We start from the raw sequence: 18312 nt of genomic DNA on the forward strand, positions 1-18312 counted from the left end.
TCCATCGAATATAAAATATCAGTATTTATAGAAATGTAAGTAATTTATAAGTGATAATTTGATGATTTAGTTCAGGATTAATATTGTTGACTTTTATTTAGCGATTTAATTTTGCCATAAACTGAATTTTTTTTAAACCCTAAACCTATAAATGATATTTTTTAAAATAATATTGCTATTATTGCGGTCATATTTTAACCTACTATAAATCAACATGAGAAGATTTATGATGGCAGCGGTAATGCTTTTCGCTGCATGGAGTAGCTATGCTCAAGAATTTAAGATGCGTCCATATGATGTTCCCTGGACCGTTATTTCCAAGTCTTACTATTTAGAGAATGGGAAAGCTCAAAAACGAGCATTGGAGGAGTTTGATTTGCTTTCCGATGCTGCATTTGCTCAAAATGGGGATTTATTTGTTGTTACCTCAAATGGTAATGTTTTAAAACATACCAATGGGGAGACCACCAAATTGCCAGCCTCTTTGATAGGAGAGGGGAATAGTATGGTTTCTGTTGCGCCGAATGGAAATGTATGGCTTGCGGATAATGAGTCTGTCATAGCCCTGGATACGGAAGGAAAAGTGAAATATGAAGAATTTTCCAGTACTGAAGAGGACAAATTCCTGGCAAATGGCTTTTTGATGAAGAATATCATGGGGCTATTGGCAGTAAATGATGGGGTATATCTTTCCGGCGAGCACTATCATAAGCAGGTCAAAAAAAATGGGAAGGAGCAAGGGTTGGTCTACGGGAATGCGTTGATTTTCTACGATGGGGAAAATACGAAGATTTACTCCTATGACTATGAGAATGTAGCGAAAGGATTGGTTGAAACAGCGGGCGCGATTGCCCAATTATGTCAGACTTCCGATGGGAAGATCTATGGAATTCTAAAATCTAAAATCCCTTTAAATAAGACCGATTTCAATTCTGAATTGGTGTATTTAAAGGAAGGTAAATTATTTAAAAGTGCCTTTAGCACTGGAGATGCTAATAAAAAGAAAAGCGGGATGGATAAGTTTTCTGCCGCTTTGGGTGGTGATTTGGTTTCTATTTCAAAAATTACGCCTTACCAGGATAATTTGCTTTTGGGAGCTACAACAGCCTCCATTTATTCTGGCAATGAAGACGGTTGGAAAAAGGAATTTTCCTTTGCTGAAGGGGAACGAATTTTAGCCATGAAAACCAATAAGCAGGGAGAAGTGTGGGTGGCTACTAATTGGTACATTCACCAATTTAAGGGAGAATTTAAACGTGATCATCCTAAGTTTAAGGTGTCGGAGGGTTTATTCACCTCTGCGGCTGCAAATAAGGTCAGAAAAATTGCCATGGATGCCAATGGGCAACCCTGGTTTCTGGAAGGAAATACCAGCCCAATTTTTAAAGGCCCTCATTTAACAGATGTGGAGACAGTTATTTCCGGTCAGCAAATGGCTACTTTTTATTCCCCGGTAACCACCGGGAAAGCTGGTTTTGAAGTAATAGTGGAGAGCAACTCAAAGGCGCAAGATTGGACAGCATTGAAAGCGATGGGGGAAGAAGGGAAATCCGTCAATGGGCTCGTTTATACCATTGAAAAGAAATATAAAGCCAATAAATTACTACAACATAAAGAGGGTGAGGTTGTGGAGTTTGACATTCCCGAAGCAATTGATCACGTAATGGAGTGGGAGATTGATGAGGAAGGAAAAATATGGTTCCGAAGCAACAAAGGGCTTTATAGTTTCTCCAATGGTCAGATGACAGATGAGCTAAAAGGCTTGGATCTCAAATTGGCGAAAGGCTTGAAACACGTTTACCCAATGCAGGGAGGTGGATTTTGGGCTAGAACTTCTAAAGGGGTTATGGTGAAGCATGCCGATGGAAAAGCCGAATATTTTGATAAGAAAAACTGCGATTTACCAAGCTTCCGTATTCATGATTTCACCAAGGCTGCCGATGGAAAAGTTTGGTTAACTTATGGAAAAGGATTGTCTTCCTATGACAATGGAACATGGAGACATTATGGTGATGAAGTGAAGTTTTTGGCGAGAGCTTATGGTAAGTTTTTTAAAGATGCTTCAGGGGAGGTGTATCTCGGCAATGGATTGGGTTCCTTTAAATTAGGAGCTGATCAGTGGACAAAGGTGGACGATGGAATGGGAACGGGTATCGTTGCCGCAGCGGACGGAAGCCAGTGGTTGAATACTTCCAAAGGCCCTAAGCTATGGGCTAATAATGAGTGGACATTACCTCCGTATGACCAGGTTTTGAACAGTGATTGCAAAATGGAACAGGCTTTTGAACTCAATGGTCAGGTGATATTGAAATGGGTGAAGGTAGTGGTGGATCCAAATAGCACTCAGGCCAAGCAACCGGCAGAGCCCGTGAAAGTTGAAGGTTTGGATGAATTTGGTACCACTTTGTTGCTGAAAGGAAATTCAATTTATCCAACTACATCCGGTTTTATGGTTTATAAACCGAAAGAGGCTTTATAATAATAGTAATTTTGATAAAGATCAGGCGTCTTCTTTTAGAAGGCGCTTTTTTTATGTCCAAATTACAAAGGAGAGCTTATTTTTCGGGTTGATAGCCTGGAAAGCATGCTTGACCCAAATTATTCCCCTAAAATTCAGAGAATCCTTTTAAGTGATTTAAATTCAGTTCAATAGGATTGTGTTTGCTGATTTGATAATCGCCCAAATTTGGGCCAGCTTACTTTCTCCTCATTCATCTGTTTCGTTGGGAAAAATATAAAATTGGGGACTATTCCTTCAATTTTTGCACCCTCAGCTAAACAAAGGGGTAAGCAAGAATTACCCGATTTAATTTTCCATTCCATATGGGCTAGAAATCATATTTTTTATACCACCTAAAATGTTAACTTACATTTTTTGTGTGCTTTTTATGATATTAGGTGATTATATTGGGTTGAGTTTTTTTGATTAAAAAAGTTTATTTTTTTGCTGTAATGGTTCATTTTTTTATGAATAATATGCGGTATTATATATGTTTTTTTGCGTTTTTCGTTCCCTTAATTGCTTTTGGGCAGGATTTTGAACTGCCTTATCAATGGATTACCACTCAATCCGGACTTTCCAGTAATCATGTAACCTTTATTATTCAAAGTCAGGATGGATATGTATGGATAGGTACTGTTGACGGCCTTAATAGATATGATGGGGCAGATTTTAAGGTTTTCAGATCTCAGCCTTTAGATTCGAATTCGCTATCAGATAATTATATCACCGCATTATTTGAAGATAGCGCTGGTCGGCTTTGGATCGGCACAAAAAATAATGGTCTTAATTGTTTCGATTCAAAAAAGGAACATTTTATTCGATTTCTACACCGGGAAGATGATCCGAATAGTTTGTCTGATCCGCATGTGACTAGTATCACAGCGGGGAAAGAGCAGGAGTTATGGGTGGCGACCAGTATGGGATTAAATGAATTACCTTTCGGGAAAGCTCATTTTCAGCGTTATTTTCATGATACGGAAATATTTTTTGAGCGCCCTTCAGGGGAATATTTTGAGGGACTTTCAACCAAATTGCACACTACCCTCACTCAGCTTGATGGTAGAAAATTTTTAAGTGAATCTCAGCTGGAAAATTGGTTACTGAATAATTTCGAGGCCAATGATAGCACGCTGAATGAGATTTTACCATTCGCTAATCGAAATAAAGTTTCTCGGAAAATAGGTGTTATTCTGCCGGATATTGAGGGGAATTTATGGATGGGGATTTACGGTAAAGGCTTGTATTATTTTAATGCTTCCTCTAAGTTTCTGGAACGAATAGATGGCCCTGAAGGTGCATGGGGAAAGATTAATAACCTCCTGCTGCAGGAGGGGTGTTTGTGGATCGGTGATGAGTCCGGGGAGCTTTATGCGCTTGATTTGGATACGCGTGTTTTTAAACGGCATATTTTTTCCGAGGACCCTTGTGGTCGCCTGGATTGGCTTGGTAAAGGCAGTGGGCAGTCACTTTTATTGGGAACTGATATAGGTTTTTTTTGGGGTAAGTTGAACAATAAAGAGATGTCCTGGCAAAAATTTTTTACAGAGTCGACTTCCACTGCCTTCAGCTCGGTCAAAATTTGTTATCAGGATCAAACAGGGAGCTTATGGCTTGCATTGGATCAAAAAGGGATAAAGTATCTACCCGCCTCTTCCATGAAATTAGCTCATCCTCTGCCTAAAGTGCCAGATGGGCAAAGCGTTACAGCAGTTTATGAGGATGATCTTCAGCGATTGTGGGTGGGTTATTATGATGGCGGTATAGACTGCTTTTCTCCAACACAGCTTGAAAAATGCTCTTTTTCACCCTCTGAGGAGTCAGGTGCATTGAAAAAAGGCTCGGTATATTGTATTCAGCAAGATAAAATCGGGAGGTATTGGGTTTGTAGCAGCGAAGGAGGGCTTCAACAATACTTGCCTGAGGAAGATAAATTTGTTGAACAAAAGCTGGCCGCCAAGCTTGGCGTGGAGGGAAATGTGGATATTCGCGCCATGCAGGAAGACACTTTGGGGGCCTTTTGGTTGGCGGCTCATGGGCTGGGGCTCATTTATTTTAACCCGCAGCAAGACTCTGTTCACCTATTTGAAAAGCAAAGAGAAGCTCCTTTACATTCACTGGCCAATAATTGGATTTATACACTCGCCATAGATCGGAAAAAGGATTTATGGCTGGGAAGCGTTTCAGGCCTGAGTCTATTACAAAATTCCCGCTTTCGGAATTGGAATGTTGGAAATAGTCTGTCCGTCAATCAGCATATTAGAAATATTTATTTTGATCAATCCAATAGGGGTTGGTTGGGGACGGAAGAGGCCCTGTATCATTTTGCCCCAGGGGAAGAGGGTTTGAAGTGGGAAAGATTTGAACTTAATTTTCCTCATCGAGGTGTTTTTGGCATTTTGGAGGGAAAGGATCAGCGTCTTTGGGTAGCGAGTCAAAGCGCATTTTACCAATTTGTGGATTCCTTAAATATTTTTGTGAGAGGGGGTAATTCGGGGCCTAATGAGCTTAATTTTAACGCCTGTTGTAGCTTAAATGACGGGACCCTCGTATTTGGGGGAAATCAGGGCCTGTCTTATTTATTCCCTGATGAGGCTCATTTGGATCAAAAGAATGCCCTTCATATTGAGCGCATTGAAATTTGTGCACCCAGCCTGCAAAAAAGCATGATACTGGAGAGGCCGCATGGGCAAACATCCGTTGGGTCAAAGATTCCCGAGGATTATGATCAGCTTATACTTTCATTGAAGTGGATTCAAACGGATAAAAGTGCGAATCATGTTTTTAGATATAAAATGACCGGAGTAGATTCCACCTGGCGGATAGGTTCTGGAAATCAAAAAATCACCTATGCTGGTTTAAAAAATGGTGTCTATACTTTTCAATATCAGGTCGCCCATCAAAGTGGGTGGAAGCCAATAGTAGGAGGAACTTATTTATTTGAGAAAAGCAGTAACTTCTGGATTTGGTTCAGTGATTGTGGAGGTATTGTTTACATCGGGCTTTTACTTTTTCTGCTATTGGCTTTTATTTTAGCAGGAATCCTGCTTAGAAAAGCATCTGTTAGCTTTGGATCCATTATTTTTGCGGTCCCTTTACGGCACAATAGGAAAGGACCATCCTTTGAACCTTTGTGCCAAAATGAACTACCTCAGGCTCCCCAGGAAGTTTTATGTGTTGGCGATGTAAAACGAATACAGGCGGTGATTTTTCCTCTATCAAATAAAAAGGTCTTCCATTTTGAAGTGGTCAGTTATGAGGATGCATATCAACGGGCGATAGTGAAAAAGCCGATCGTGATATTATTTTATGTTTTTTTTCCAAGTCCGGAGATACTGTCCATCGGGGAAAAACTCAAAAAAGATGCTTTAACCCGGCATTCCCCACTAGTGATTGTTGCTGATCAGCAATATGTAGGTTTCGTCTGGGAGGGCATAAAAATTGGAGCGGAGCAATTCGTTCTTAATCCTTCCTCTTCTTTGGAGTTGGAATTATTGCTTTATCAATTGTTGCTGGAAAGAAAAAACCAAAAGGAACAGGTGGAGCAAACCACATTTCTTCCTTCCAGATTTATGGAGGAGGTTCATAAATTGATAGAAGACCATCTCTCCGATGAAGCCTTTAACCCTGAAAAATTAGCGGAATTGGTTCATCTGAGCAGGAGTCAACTGTATAAAAAAGTGAAAAAAGAAAATGGATTATCTGTAAGTATGTTAATCAGAAATGTCCGGATGGAAAAAGCCAAACAACTTTTGCTAAATTCCTCCCTGTCCGTGTCTGAAATAGCCTTTCAAGTGGGTTATGCTGACCCTGCTTATTTTTCCAGATGTTTTAAAAGCAGCTACGGGGGCAAGCCTTCAGATTTCCGCTGATTTTTTTGTTTAATGCGACAGGCTCCCATGCTATATTTGAATTTTAGGCTGTGATTTAGGTACTGTCTATAAAAGCAATTTTTTGAATTGAATTATTACGTTATCTGCTTTATAGAAGTCAAGATATGAGAGCATGTTTAAAAGCACACCATCCGGCTGCAAATTTCAATTATCGAAAGCGATTTTGGATAATTCTTCAAAAAAATCGGGTGTCGTATCTGCAAAAATCAACTTTTCACGGCGAATTTTGGCTTTCAAATCCGCTCTTAGATTTTTTTGGTACCATTGTCATGAGTTGCTTTGATCATAAACTTGTGTTAGTTCCGGTATTCTTTCAATGCCGGATTTTATTTTAACAACTGATTGAGCACAGGGCTCCAAATACCAGTCAAATTGTCTCCCCACGAGTAGGAAAAGACAATAATCCAAAGGGAGATACAATAATACAACAGGCGGCAATATTGATAAAATTCGAATCATTATTGAAATTTTGTATGGAGGGAGTGATATAAATTAAATAGTATAACCACTACTATTATGAAACAACTCAACTCTCTATTTATAGCTAGAAAAAATTGCCGTTGGCAAATAATTTTATGCCTGCTGTTTTTTACTGTTCAGACCGCTCAGGCCCAGCATTATTTATACTCCCGGGCCGGAGCATTAGAGGATGAAAATGGTCAATTGGTTCGGCTTACCGGGGTGAATTGGTTTGGTTTTGAGACTACGGAATTGGTGCCTCATGGTCTTTGGGCCAGAGACTTAAAAAGTATGCTAGTCCAAATTAAAGATCAGGGGTTTAACTGTATTCGCATTCCATGGTGTAATGCGATGTTACGGCCCGGAGCGAGCATTAAAATTAATAGTTTTGGAGTTGATGCCTACACGGGCGTATCTCCAATGAATGCTTATGAGGCCACACTAAATAAACCCATTGAAATATTGGATATCATGGTGGAATGGTGTCAGGAGCATGATATAAAGATTATTTTGGATAATCATTCCAGGGAACCCGGAGGCTATATGAATGAAACTTTATGGTATACGGAAGACTGCCCGGAAACGCAGTGGATTTCAGATTGGGTGTTTATGGCGGATCGTTATCGTGACTATGATGCGGTGGTGGCTATGGATTTGAACAATGAGCCCCATGGAGAAGCCAGCTGGGGAACTGGCAATCCGCTGACAGATTGGAACAAGGCAGCTGAACGCTGTGGTAATGCTATTCTGGAAGTTAATCCTCATGTTTTAATTATGATTGAAGGAGTGGAAAAGTATGGAGAGGATGTTTATTGGTGGGGAGGAAATTTAATGGGCGTACGTGATTTTCCAGTGCAGCTTTCGAATCCGGAAAAGTTGGTATACGCTCCCCATGAGTATGGCCCTACTGTTTTTCAGCAGGATTGGTTCACTGCTCCTGAATTTCCGGAAAATCTTCCACAGGTATGGGAACAACACTTTGGTTATCTTTATTCGGAGGGGATCAGTCCTTTGTTTGTTGGGGAATTTGGAATCAGAGATGCCGGAGGGGCAGATGAGGTTTGGTTTGATGCTTTTTTGAAATATATGGCAGCGGATTATTCCTGGACATTTTGGTGCTGGAATCCAAATTCCGGAGATACCGGAGGCCTTTTAGGAGATAACTGGAGCGATATTGTTTCCTGGAAGATGGAAAAAATCAGGCCCTATTTGGCTCCTTTAATAAAGAGTGATTCGGGAGCCCTTCCAACTACCGGACTGGAATTAGCATTAGAACAGCTGGAGGTGGAAGGAGAAGGGGGAACTTTTGAAACTATAGTTTGGTGTGAGGGTGGCTGGCAAAGCTTTGTAGAGGATGAGTGGATTATTTTGCTGCAGGCCGAAGGTATTACGGAAGATAAGCTGGTTTTTAAGGTGGCCCCTAATGAAGAGGAAAGCAGCCGGCGGGCTTATATTTCGGTTTTTGATGAAACCGATACGGTTCAATTGGAAATTACGCAAAAGGGGCAGAGTTCCGGCTCTTCGTGTGCACAACCGTTAAATGCCATCCTTCCCTTGGTGCAGGATGGCACAGGCCACTACTGCTGGCTTATTGAAGAAGATATTGCTTTTATTAATTCCTGGAATATGGTTAAAGTTCAGGTGAATGGGCAGGATTATACCAATCAATGGAGTAATGCTTTTCCGGAAAAAATAAATGGGAAATATTATATTGAGTATGAAGGGGATGTTCCATATGCGCATTTGGAGGTCAAATCATCTTCCAGTCAAAGAATTGTTTTAGCTCCGGATGAGGAAATGGTGGTGTTTCCTAATCCTTCTTTTGGGAAGATCCGGCTCAATATTACAGGGAAAGAAATCAAAAATCTCCGTATAGTAGATTTCTCAGGTAAACTGGTGGAGGAGCCTCAAATTACTTTCTATGATCACCATTTGATGGAAATCTTTTTGAATCCAGGAAGCTATTTGTTGCGAATTATTTGCGAAGATGGATCCCTTATACAGGAACAGGTGCTGGTGCTATAATCGGTCTATTTGTTAGGCCAATTGTATTTATGAATTTGAGACTGGGATTAAGGGCGTTTAAAAGTACACCTTACGGCTGCAAATTCGAATTAATGGAAGCGATTATGGATAATTTCTTCACAAAAGTGATGCTATTCTCTCAATAATATCTGGCACCGCTTCTGAAATAATCAAATTTTCGTTACTGATTTTGGCTATTAATCAGGCTTTAGGCGGGCGTTTTACCCCAATAATGAAGCAGGTTTTTATTGATAGATAACAATCAAATTAATAATTCTTTATACGCAACAGCAAGGCGTTGTTGTGTTCATTTACCTACTATTTTTTTTAAATTATTATGAGAAAATTAGTCATTATTTTATTGTTTTTCCTGTCGCCATTTGTACAGGTTAACGCCCAGGTGGAAACGAACCCCTATCTGGAGCGCTTTATGAAGCTGCGGGAAAATTTAAATGATCCCTCCAAAGGTTATTTTAGCCCTCAGGGGGTGCCTTATCACTCCATAGAAACGCTCATTTGCGAAGCTCCGGACTATGGGCATGAAACAGTGAGTGAAACCTATTCCTATTGGTTTTGGCTGGAAGCTTATTATGGTAGGTTAACCGGGGACTGGGGTCCATTACAGGCCGCCTGGAAAAATATGGAAAATTATATTATTCCTACCCAGGACTTACAACCTACCGCGGCGGGATATAATCCAAATTCCCCCGCTACCTACGCAGCCGAATGGCCAGAGCCGGAATATTATCCCTCTCCTCTGGTCTCTTCAGTGCCTGTTGGTCAGGACCCCATTTCGGCAGAATTAACCGCTGCCTATGGTCCTGAAGTTTATGGAATGCACTGGTTGATTGATAGTGACAATTGGTATGGCTATGGAAATAAAGGTGATGGTAAAAGTGCGCCTTCTTATATCAATACTTTCCAGAGAGGGGAGCAGGAATCTGTTTGGGAAACTGTACCACATCCATGTTGGGATGATCATAGTTTTGGAGGGCAATACGGATATCTAAATTTATTCACCTCAGAAAGTCAGGCCCCTGCCAAACAGTGGAAATATACCAACGCGCCGGATGCCGATGCGCGGGCGGTGCAGGCCATTTACTGGGCATACCAGTGGGCGGAGGAGCAAGGCGTTTCTCCTGCCAGTGTGTTGCCGCTGGAGGAAACCAAAAAGATGGGAGATTTTTTGAGACTGGCGATGTTTGATAAATATTTCAGACCTATGGGTGTTCAAAATACAACGTCTCCGGGTGCCACCGGACGTGAGAGTGCCCATTATTTAATGTCCTGGTACTATGCCTGGGGTGGGCCAACAGATGCTTCACAAAATTGGGCCTGGCGTATTGGTTGTAGCCATAATCATTTTGGCTATCAGAACCCGATTGCGGCCTATGCCCTTAGTGAGTTTGAACCTTTAAAGCCGGCTACCCCAACGGCAGTTTCGGATTGGTCTATGAGTCTGGAGCGTCAATTAGAATTTTATCAATGGTTACAGTCTGCCGAGGGAGCTATCGCCGGTGGAGCGACCAATAGTTATAACGGGAACTATAGCGCATATCCTGCTGGTACGCCTACATTTTATGGCATGGCTTACGTCCCTCATCCGGTTTATCATGATCCGGGCAGTAATACCTGGTTTGGCTGGCAGGCCTGGTCGGTACAACGTTTGGCCGAATATTATTATATCAGTAATGATGCCCGCGCCAAAGCAGTGTTGGATAAGTGGGTAGCCTGGGTTTTGAAAGAGGTGGAATTGACCGATGATGGCAAGTACCTGATGCCTTCCACCCTTTCATGGAACGGAAGTCCGGACGCCTGGAATGCCTCTAGTCCGGGAGCCAATCAAAACTTACATGTGGTGATTGAGAATAAAACTGATGCGGATGTGGGAGTGGTCGGTTGTTTAGCAAGTGCTTTGGTATATTATGCCGCAGCTACGGAGAAGTATGAAACTCTAAATGTGGATGCGAAAGAATTAGCCAGAGAATTGTTAGATCGCCTATGGAATGAGTATTATGATGGTACAGGTGTCGCCACAGTGGAAAGCAGAGGAGATTATAAGCGATTCTTCGAACAGGAAGTGTATATTCCCGAAGATTTTAGTGGAAATATGCCTAATGGCGATGTATTGGAGAATGGGGTGACTTTTATCGATATCCGTTCCCGCTATAAAGAAGATCCACAGTGGGCAGCTTTGGAATCGGCTTATCAATCCGGTACGGATTTCACCACTACCTATCACCGGTTCTGGTGCCAGGTGGATATCGCTTTGGCCAATGCCGCTTACGGTGAGTTTTTCGGCGAGGGAGACGGGATCAATCAAAAGCCTGTAGCGGTGGCGTCCTCAGATATTGATAGTGGAGAAGCCCCCTTAACCGTTCAGTTTGATGGCAGTGAGTCCTATGATCCTAATGAGGGAGATTCTTTGACTTATTTTTGGGAATTTGGGGATGGAGGTAGCTCAAATGAAATTTCGCCATCCTATATTTTTGAAATGGCCGGAACCTATACGACTACCCTAACCGTCACTGATATTGCTGGTTTATCCGATACTGCAGCTCTTTCCATTCAGGTGAAAACGCCCGGTAACGAGGCTCCGGTGGCTGCTTTTTCTGCCAGCCCGGAATCAGGTATGGCGCCTTTAAGCGTTACTTTTGACGCCTCGGCTTCTTCAGATCCAAATGGTGATGAACTCACTTACCAATGGAATTTTGGCGATGGCACGAATGGGCAGGGTGTTTTAGTAGACCATGTATATACGGTGGCCGGTGAGTATGAAGTACAATTGGTGGTGAGCGATGGCGAATTAACCGGAGAAGCCAGCATGACCATTTTAGTGGAAGAAGATGATTCGCTGGAAGGATGTGATACCACAATTCCGGTAAGTTTAAGTTTGGTGTATAAGGGAGTGGGGGAATTGTGCTGGGAAACTACTGATGAAATCTCCTATCTGAATTGCTGGAATACTTCCATTGTGGAAATTAATGGAGTGGATTATACCAATACCTGGTCTAATGCCATGCCGGATAAAATTGAGGGTAAATATTATATCAGATATGTTGCCACGGTTCCCTGGGCACATTTGGAGGTGCATGGTACAAATAATAGGGAGATTGGGGAAATCGTCGAGCAACAGGATTTAGCACTATTTCCCAATCCGGCCAAAGGACAATTTTATTTGGATAATTTGACTCCGGGCGCCCGGATAAAAATTTATGATATGAGTGGAAGGCAGCAATTAGCTTTAAATCCAGCGACTTCTTCTCAAATGACCATCAGTACGCAAACGCTTTCTGCGGGCGTGTATGTGGTAAAAGTTTTACAAGATGGGGATATCGTCGTTAAAACTTTAATTGTGGAATAGAGGAAAAAGAGGGTGTTTGAAGTCAAAGCATTTAAATGGGAACTGTGTCGATGCGTTTAGATTATTTAAAAAAAATAGCAGTCCTATTTCGTCCAGATAATCATTCATCATTGCTGCAATTATCCAAATTTTAATATGGATATAGGCTTTAAAACACACGCTAAGGAACGTCGGTTTTAGGCGTTCCTTTCTTCTTTTTTTATTGAATTATCGAAGGTAAGATTGGTTGTGTTGAGTCCGGAAATGGAGCGGTTTTGTTTAAGTTCATTTATTTAGATCAAGCATTTGGACGTGTAACAGGGCTCCAGCTTCATAACCATTATTTCTCACTCATTAATTTCAAGTAAATATGAAAAAATTATTTTTTATATGCTTTATTTTCTGTTGTACGCACCAGCTGTTTGCTCAGAAGGTAACAATTTCCGAGAATCAATTTACAGTGGATGGAAATCCTATTTGGTTTAATGGGATTAATACTCCCTGGCACTTATTTGGAGATTTTGGTCGGTATGATTTTAACCCTCAATGGTGGGAGCAGGAGTTTGCCCGCTACCAGGAAGCCCATATTAATTTGGCCCGGGTTTGGATTCATATGTCTGGAGAATTTGATCCTATTATAGATGAAAATGGCTATGTTTCCGGTGTAGATGAGGCTTTTCTTAGCCGAATGGATCACCTAATGAAGGTGTCAGAGGATAATAAAGTATATGTTCTCCCGGCATTGTTTTCGTTTGATATTACTAAAGCAGGTTATACCACTTATGAGTATTGGCGCAAGTGGCTTCAAAGTGAGCAAAATATTCAAAGCTATATTGACAATGTTTTAGTGGTGTTGCTCGATCGGTATAAGGATAATCCTTATTTGTTAGGCTGGGAAATTTGTAATGAACCGGAGTGGATGTTTGAGAACACAGAGCATGGGCCACAATCCTTTTATGACGTTCAAAAAATGCATGCCATGCTGGCCGCTGCCATACATGAGCACAGTAATCATTATGTTACCACGGGCTCTGCTGCTCCGAAGTGGAATTCACCCATTTACGATAGTTGGGGAGAGTATGAGGGGAATATGTTTTCTGATGAAGCCCTGGCCTCCAGCATCGACAATGAGCTTGCTTATTTAGACTTTTATCAATTTCATTGGTATCCCTGGCAGACCGAGTGGCTGGATTCTCCCTTTACCAAAACGGTAGAATTTTATCAGGTGAACGACCGACCAGTGATTGTTGGGGAAGCAGAGGGGAATGATGTTTGTGATAAATTCTTATGTCAAAGCCTGGTGGAAATGTATGAAAATGCCTATTTTAATGGTTTCAGGGGTGTTTGTGCCTGGAAAACGCCACAAAATGATGGTCACGGAACTTTTGAAAATATAGCCGTTGCGACACAAGCATTTTATCAAAAGTATCCTCATTTGATATATCCTTCCGGTGTGGAAGAGGTTCCTTTAATGGGGCTTCATTTGCTTCCGGATGCAATGGAATTACAAGTGGGCGAGCAGGGAAGTTTTTCGATTGAATTTACTCCGTTCAATAGTACTCAGCGCAATGTACAATGGACAACCTCAGATTCCTCCATTGCCACCATTGATCAGCAGGGGAGGGTATTTGCTTTAGCAGAAGGATTGGTGGAAGTAAAGGTGCAATCACTGGATACGACCCACTTTGCTGAGGCTTTTTTGCAAATTATTCCTAAAACCAGCCCCTGTGAGCAAGCGGAACCGATTAGCTTACCTTTTAAATATGATGGAATAGGGGAGTTTTGTTGGGCAGTAACGGCCGATATAGCTTATTTGAACTCCTGGAATACAGAGCAAATTACTATTAATGGAGAAGATTACACGAATCTTTGGTCAAATTCATTGGTCGAAAAGGTGGATGGGCTTTATTATATTTATTACAATGCGACGCTGCCATGGGCACATATTGAAATTTTTCCAGGGCAGAACAATCGGCTGTCCGCAAGTGAGCAAATGATTAGCGAAGTAATTGTTTTTCCAAACCCTTCTTCCGACCAATTATCCATTAGAGGAGCTGATGAAAATAGCCGAATACAGATTTTTGATCAAAGGGGTAACCGCCTTGGAATCTATAATGTAATTCCTAATAAAGAAGTTCAGCAATTAAATATCAGTCATTACCCCACAGGAGTTTATATTTTATGGTTTGAACAGAATGGGATCCATTATCATACAACTTTTGTGAAAGAATAATTTTAGAATTTAGTATAGAGCGTGTTTAAAAGCATCCCTCCGGCTGTAAATTCGAATTATTGGAGGCGATTTTGGATCATTTCTCAACAATAGCGATACTATTCTCTCTAAATAATCGGGTAGCGCTTCTGCAATAATCAAATTTTCGCTTCGAATTTTGGCTTTTAAACACGCTATAAAACCATAGTATGTGAAAGTATATTCAAATTATTGGAAGATGTTTTGTTTGTTATATCCACTATAAGCGATACTTTCTTTCAATAACATTGAATTTATTATTTTATTTATTAAATAAATTTACTTTTTTTGGTTTTAAACATCCTCTTTTTTTATACTCTTGTAGGTGTTTTTTTGTCGATGATAAATGATTTCGATAAAAAATCAAATATTTATTTGGAAGACAAAAGCATGCTCGCAGGGCTTTGTTTCCGGAAGCTTGATTTCCAGTGCCTGATCAGTTCTTGTCCATTTAATTTTTCCTGTATGACCAATTAGCTCTACAGACTTAATTTGCTCATTGTACAGGTTTTTACTTAAAGATTTGATGGGCAGTTTACCGGATTCCGGCCAGCCTAAAGCAATGGCATAAAGCTGTCCGTCACGGGTGGTGAACCGAATGTCTTCCTCTGAAAATCCATTGAATTTCTGGTCGGCCAAATGCCCGGTTTTGGTTTCGGTTGGCCCTTCTCCATAAATAAACCACGGTCGACTTTTGTAAATGGCTTCTCCATTGAGTTTTAGCCATTTTCCCATTGCACGAAGGCGATCCTGCTGCGCTTGTGGAATGCTACCATCAGGGTGCGGGGCCACATTCAGCAGCAGACAACCATTTTTACTCACAATATCTACCAGGTCATCAATCAGGCGGTTTTCTGAATAGCATTTCAGGTCGGTGGAGTAACTCCAGGTATTTGGCGAAATGGAATTATCCGTCAGCCATGGATCCGGATAAATTTCAGGCATGCGTGCACGCTCCAAATCGACGGTTCCCGTTCCTAATGGGAAGTCCGGCTGCTTGAAAGTCAGTACAAATTCCTGTTCATTCTTTGCCGCATGATTATAGGCATAAGCCATCATTTCCTGACGTACCGACTCGGAAAGAATCTTGATCCGGTTATCAAACCACAACAAATCCGGGGAATAACCGTCCACCACTTCCTTTACTTTTGCTAGCCAAACATCTTCGAAGTCCTGATCCGGCATCGGGTCCACGGTGTAAAATCCCTTGGAGTCCTTCACCTTCCAGGCAGAGGCCGGCAGTTTTTTGCCATACAGGGATTTTTCCCCGGCTTCCTCAAAACAGTCGGTTCCTTCCTGCCCGGTAGGGTACCATCCATAAAGCCAGGAGTGATGCAAACTCACTACATATTTCATGTCCCGCTTGCGAATGGCTTTTTCAAGGGCGGCGACCACATCAATTTTAGGTCCCATATCAGCAGCATTCCAGGGGTTCACCTTCGATTTCCACATGGAAAATCCATCGGCATGCTCACCGGCAGGGCCGGCAAACTGAGCTCCCGCCTCTTTAAATAAATCGGCCCACTCATCGGCATTAAATTTATCAGCGGTAAACATCGGGATGAAATCCTTATAGCCAAATTCATTCGGCTTTCCGTACTTTTCTTTATGGAACCGGCTGTTCGGATGCCAGCTGGTGTACATATTGTGTCCGTACCAGTCACTTTTTCCTTCCGCCTGAGGAACAGAATATACGCCCCAGTGGGTATAAATTCCGAATTTGGCATCCTGAAACCAACTGGGGCATTCGTACTGCTTCAAAGATTCCCAGTTGGCCTCAAAATGCTTGATCTCCTTTTTCGTAGGGATGGATTTTTGTTCGCAGGAACAGAAGCCTGAGAGAAAAAATAAGGTCATCCCAAAATAAAAAATTTTCATATTCTTTCGTTTTGTATCTATTTGACCGAAGAAAAATAAGTTTGTCCACCCGGAATTGGGGGGACAAACAAGTTCTGAATTAGTGGTCTTCTATGAAAATCTAGTTTTTATCGAATTCTTTGACGGTCGGCAGTTTTTCATCAGCCTGTTTTACTCCTCTTTCTCCATTTAATCCTTCAAAATATCGGAAGTAATTGTGTGGGCCATACTTTTCTTTTTTGTCGATGGCTTCCTTCCCAATTTCTTTTAGTCAGGGCAGATCCACCTTTTCATCCGCTGCGAGTAAGAGATAATGGTTTTCGGAAAGGACTTCTCCGGTAATGTCTTTACCAAGCCTCCTCCCGGTAGCGTGCCTTGAATTTTCCACAAATGCCCACAGAGGTCATAAGTCAGTGGATTATCATTTTGTGTGCCATAGTCCGTTTGTTCAACTTGCCTGAAATAAGCATTGACCAGATTTTTTATGCTGCTAAGCGACTGCAAACTCAAGCTGGCAAAAAACAGGGCTGCCAGCATGCTTATCCTATTACGATAAAGAAAATTTTCAGGCATCATTTTGAATTTTTAAGTGCTGCCGTCTGTTGTTGAATTCTTTTCTTCTGTTTTCCGTTGAGGCGATGCTTGTAAAGATATTCAGGACTGTAATTGATGTAGTGATTTTTCATGTCCTGATCATCAATGTCCTGACTGAGGTCGCAGTCAAAGCGCACCAAAATGGTGTGTCGCCAATTGCCTCCGGCATTGATCACGTGTGACAATCCCCAGGTGATCCCGCGACCATCATCGGTGTTGGTAAAAGCATCCGGCACAAAAGGTCCTGCGGCAACAGGAAGCATCTCAGTGATGGAGGCGATATCAAAGTTCACCCAGTCTTTGGCATATTGAATAGTGTTGTGTTCCTGACCGTCACGTTGGACGATTGCAGCCACCCCTTCTTTAAATGGGAAAAGCGTCGTTTCGTGACCGGAATTGATCAAAGGATTTAGTGGATGCTTTTCGAATGGACCTAAGGGATCTTCGGCAATGGCTAAGCCTTGCATGCGAATTTTGGAAGGTTTAAATTCTTCACGCTTATCGAAATCGCCTTTGTAATAAAGGTAGATTTTGCCATCGTGTACCAATGGGTAAGGGTCATGGATGGAGTATTGGTCCCAGGAGCCTTCCGGTCCGTTAGGAATGACGATCTCTCCGGTGTGGTGCCAGGGACCATCAGGCGAATCTGCCCATGCAACGGATACAGGGCAGAAATCACCACGCAATCCACTTGCTTCCATAAATGCCTGAAAGTATAAATAATATTTTCCTTTCCATTTTAATATATCTGTTGTGGTAACTGATCGCCAACCCGGCTGTGGTTTTGATGGACGTGCTACGGCAATGCCTTGTTCTTCCCAGGTGAAGCCATCCTCTGAGGTTGCATACCAAATATCAGCTAAGTCCCAGTCAGAAGAAGGAATTACATCTGTTGCTTCTTTAGCACAACTCATGCCCACCGGTTTTACGGGTGACTTACGTCCTGTGTACCACACATAGTATTTTCCATTTTCAAAAATTACTTTGGAGGGGTCGCGGCGCGTAATGGTACCATCCCCATCATTATAGTCAAAGCCCTTTAGTTCAGTGTATTTGAATTGGGTGTAAAGAGTAGAGGCCTCTGGACGGATGTGCTCGTAAGCTTCATAATTGCGTTTTACGGCCGCGCTTAAGGGTTGCTCGGGCTTTTCATCTGGTAGGAAGAAGGGGAATTCCACTTTTTCTACTGTTTGATCTTGCCGTGGCTGGCAGGTATAAAGTGTTATGCCTATAGTAATAATATATAGTATTTTACTTATTTTTTTCATGATTTTAAATAAGAAGTAGGAAATTTTTTTGTTTCGAGATTCATTTCTTTTTGGCGCTCAGCATGGCTTTTATTAGCCTCCAGCTTCCACAGATGATTTAAATCTTTCATTACAGGCTCATT

At 41.7% G+C, this 18312-nt stretch carries 8 protein-coding genes; 5 read left to right on the forward strand and 3 right to left on the reverse strand.

All coding sequences use genetic code 11. The features are described from left to right. The first annotated feature begins 214 nt into the window (after positions 1–214). The 5 genes from AAA970_RS21355 (at position 215) to AAA970_RS21375 (ending at position 14453) form a co-directional block, all read left to right on the forward strand. Positions 215–2479, forward strand: coding sequence for a ligand-binding sensor domain-containing protein (locus AAA970_RS21355; RefSeq protein ID WP_338238913.1), 2265 nt, complete (start codon positions 215–217; stop codon positions 2477–2479). 497 nt (positions 2480–2976) lie between these two features. After that, positions 2977–6372, forward strand: a complete 3396-nt coding sequence (locus AAA970_RS21360; RefSeq protein WP_338238914.1) for a two-component regulator propeller domain-containing protein — start codon at positions 2977–2979, stop codon at positions 6370–6372. A gap of 537 nt (positions 6373–6909) precedes the next feature. Continuing rightward, the gene (locus AAA970_RS21365; protein WP_338238915.1) at positions 6910–8877 is read left to right on the forward strand and encodes a cellulase family glycosylhydrolase; all 1968 of its coding nucleotides are present in this window, start codon (positions 6910–6912) and stop codon (positions 8875–8877) included. A 337-nt stretch (positions 8878–9214) separates the two neighbouring features. Continuing rightward, a complete protein-coding gene (locus AAA970_RS21370; protein ID WP_338238916.1) occupies positions 9215–12241 on the forward strand; it encodes a glycoside hydrolase family 48 protein in 3027 nt (1008 codons plus the stop codon). Between the two features lie 349 nt (positions 12242–12590). Then, positions 12591–14453, forward strand: coding sequence for an Ig-like domain-containing protein (locus tag AAA970_RS21375; protein ID WP_338238917.1), 1863 nt, complete (start codon positions 12591–12593; stop codon positions 14451–14453). 381 nt (positions 14454–14834) lie between these two features. On the opposite strand, the gene AAA970_RS21380 is transcribed toward AAA970_RS21375, so the two are convergent. From AAA970_RS21380 to AAA970_RS21390, 3 genes are all read right to left on the reverse strand, one after another. Further along, positions 14835–16349 (reverse strand): alpha-L-fucosidase, encoded by a 1515-nt coding sequence (locus AAA970_RS21380; protein ID WP_338238918.1) that lies wholly within the window; start codon positions 16347–16349, stop codon positions 14835–14837. 246 nt (positions 16350–16595) lie between these two features. Further along, entirely contained in the window at positions 16596–16904 is a 309-nt protein-coding gene (locus AAA970_RS21385; RefSeq protein WP_338238919.1) for a hypothetical protein, read from the reverse strand. Next, the gene (locus AAA970_RS21390; protein WP_338238920.1) at positions 16901–18190 is read right to left on the reverse strand and encodes a glycoside hydrolase family 117 protein; all 1290 of its coding nucleotides are present in this window, start codon (positions 18188–18190) and stop codon (positions 16901–16903) included. The genes AAA970_RS21385 and AAA970_RS21390 overlap by 4 nt, the downstream gene beginning before the upstream one ends. Between the last annotated feature and the right edge of the window lie 122 nt (positions 18191–18312).

Source organism: Persicobacter diffluens (assembly GCF_036244895.1).
GTDB classification, from domain to species: domain Bacteria; phylum Bacteroidota; class Bacteroidia; order Cytophagales; family Cyclobacteriaceae; genus Persicobacter; species Persicobacter diffluens.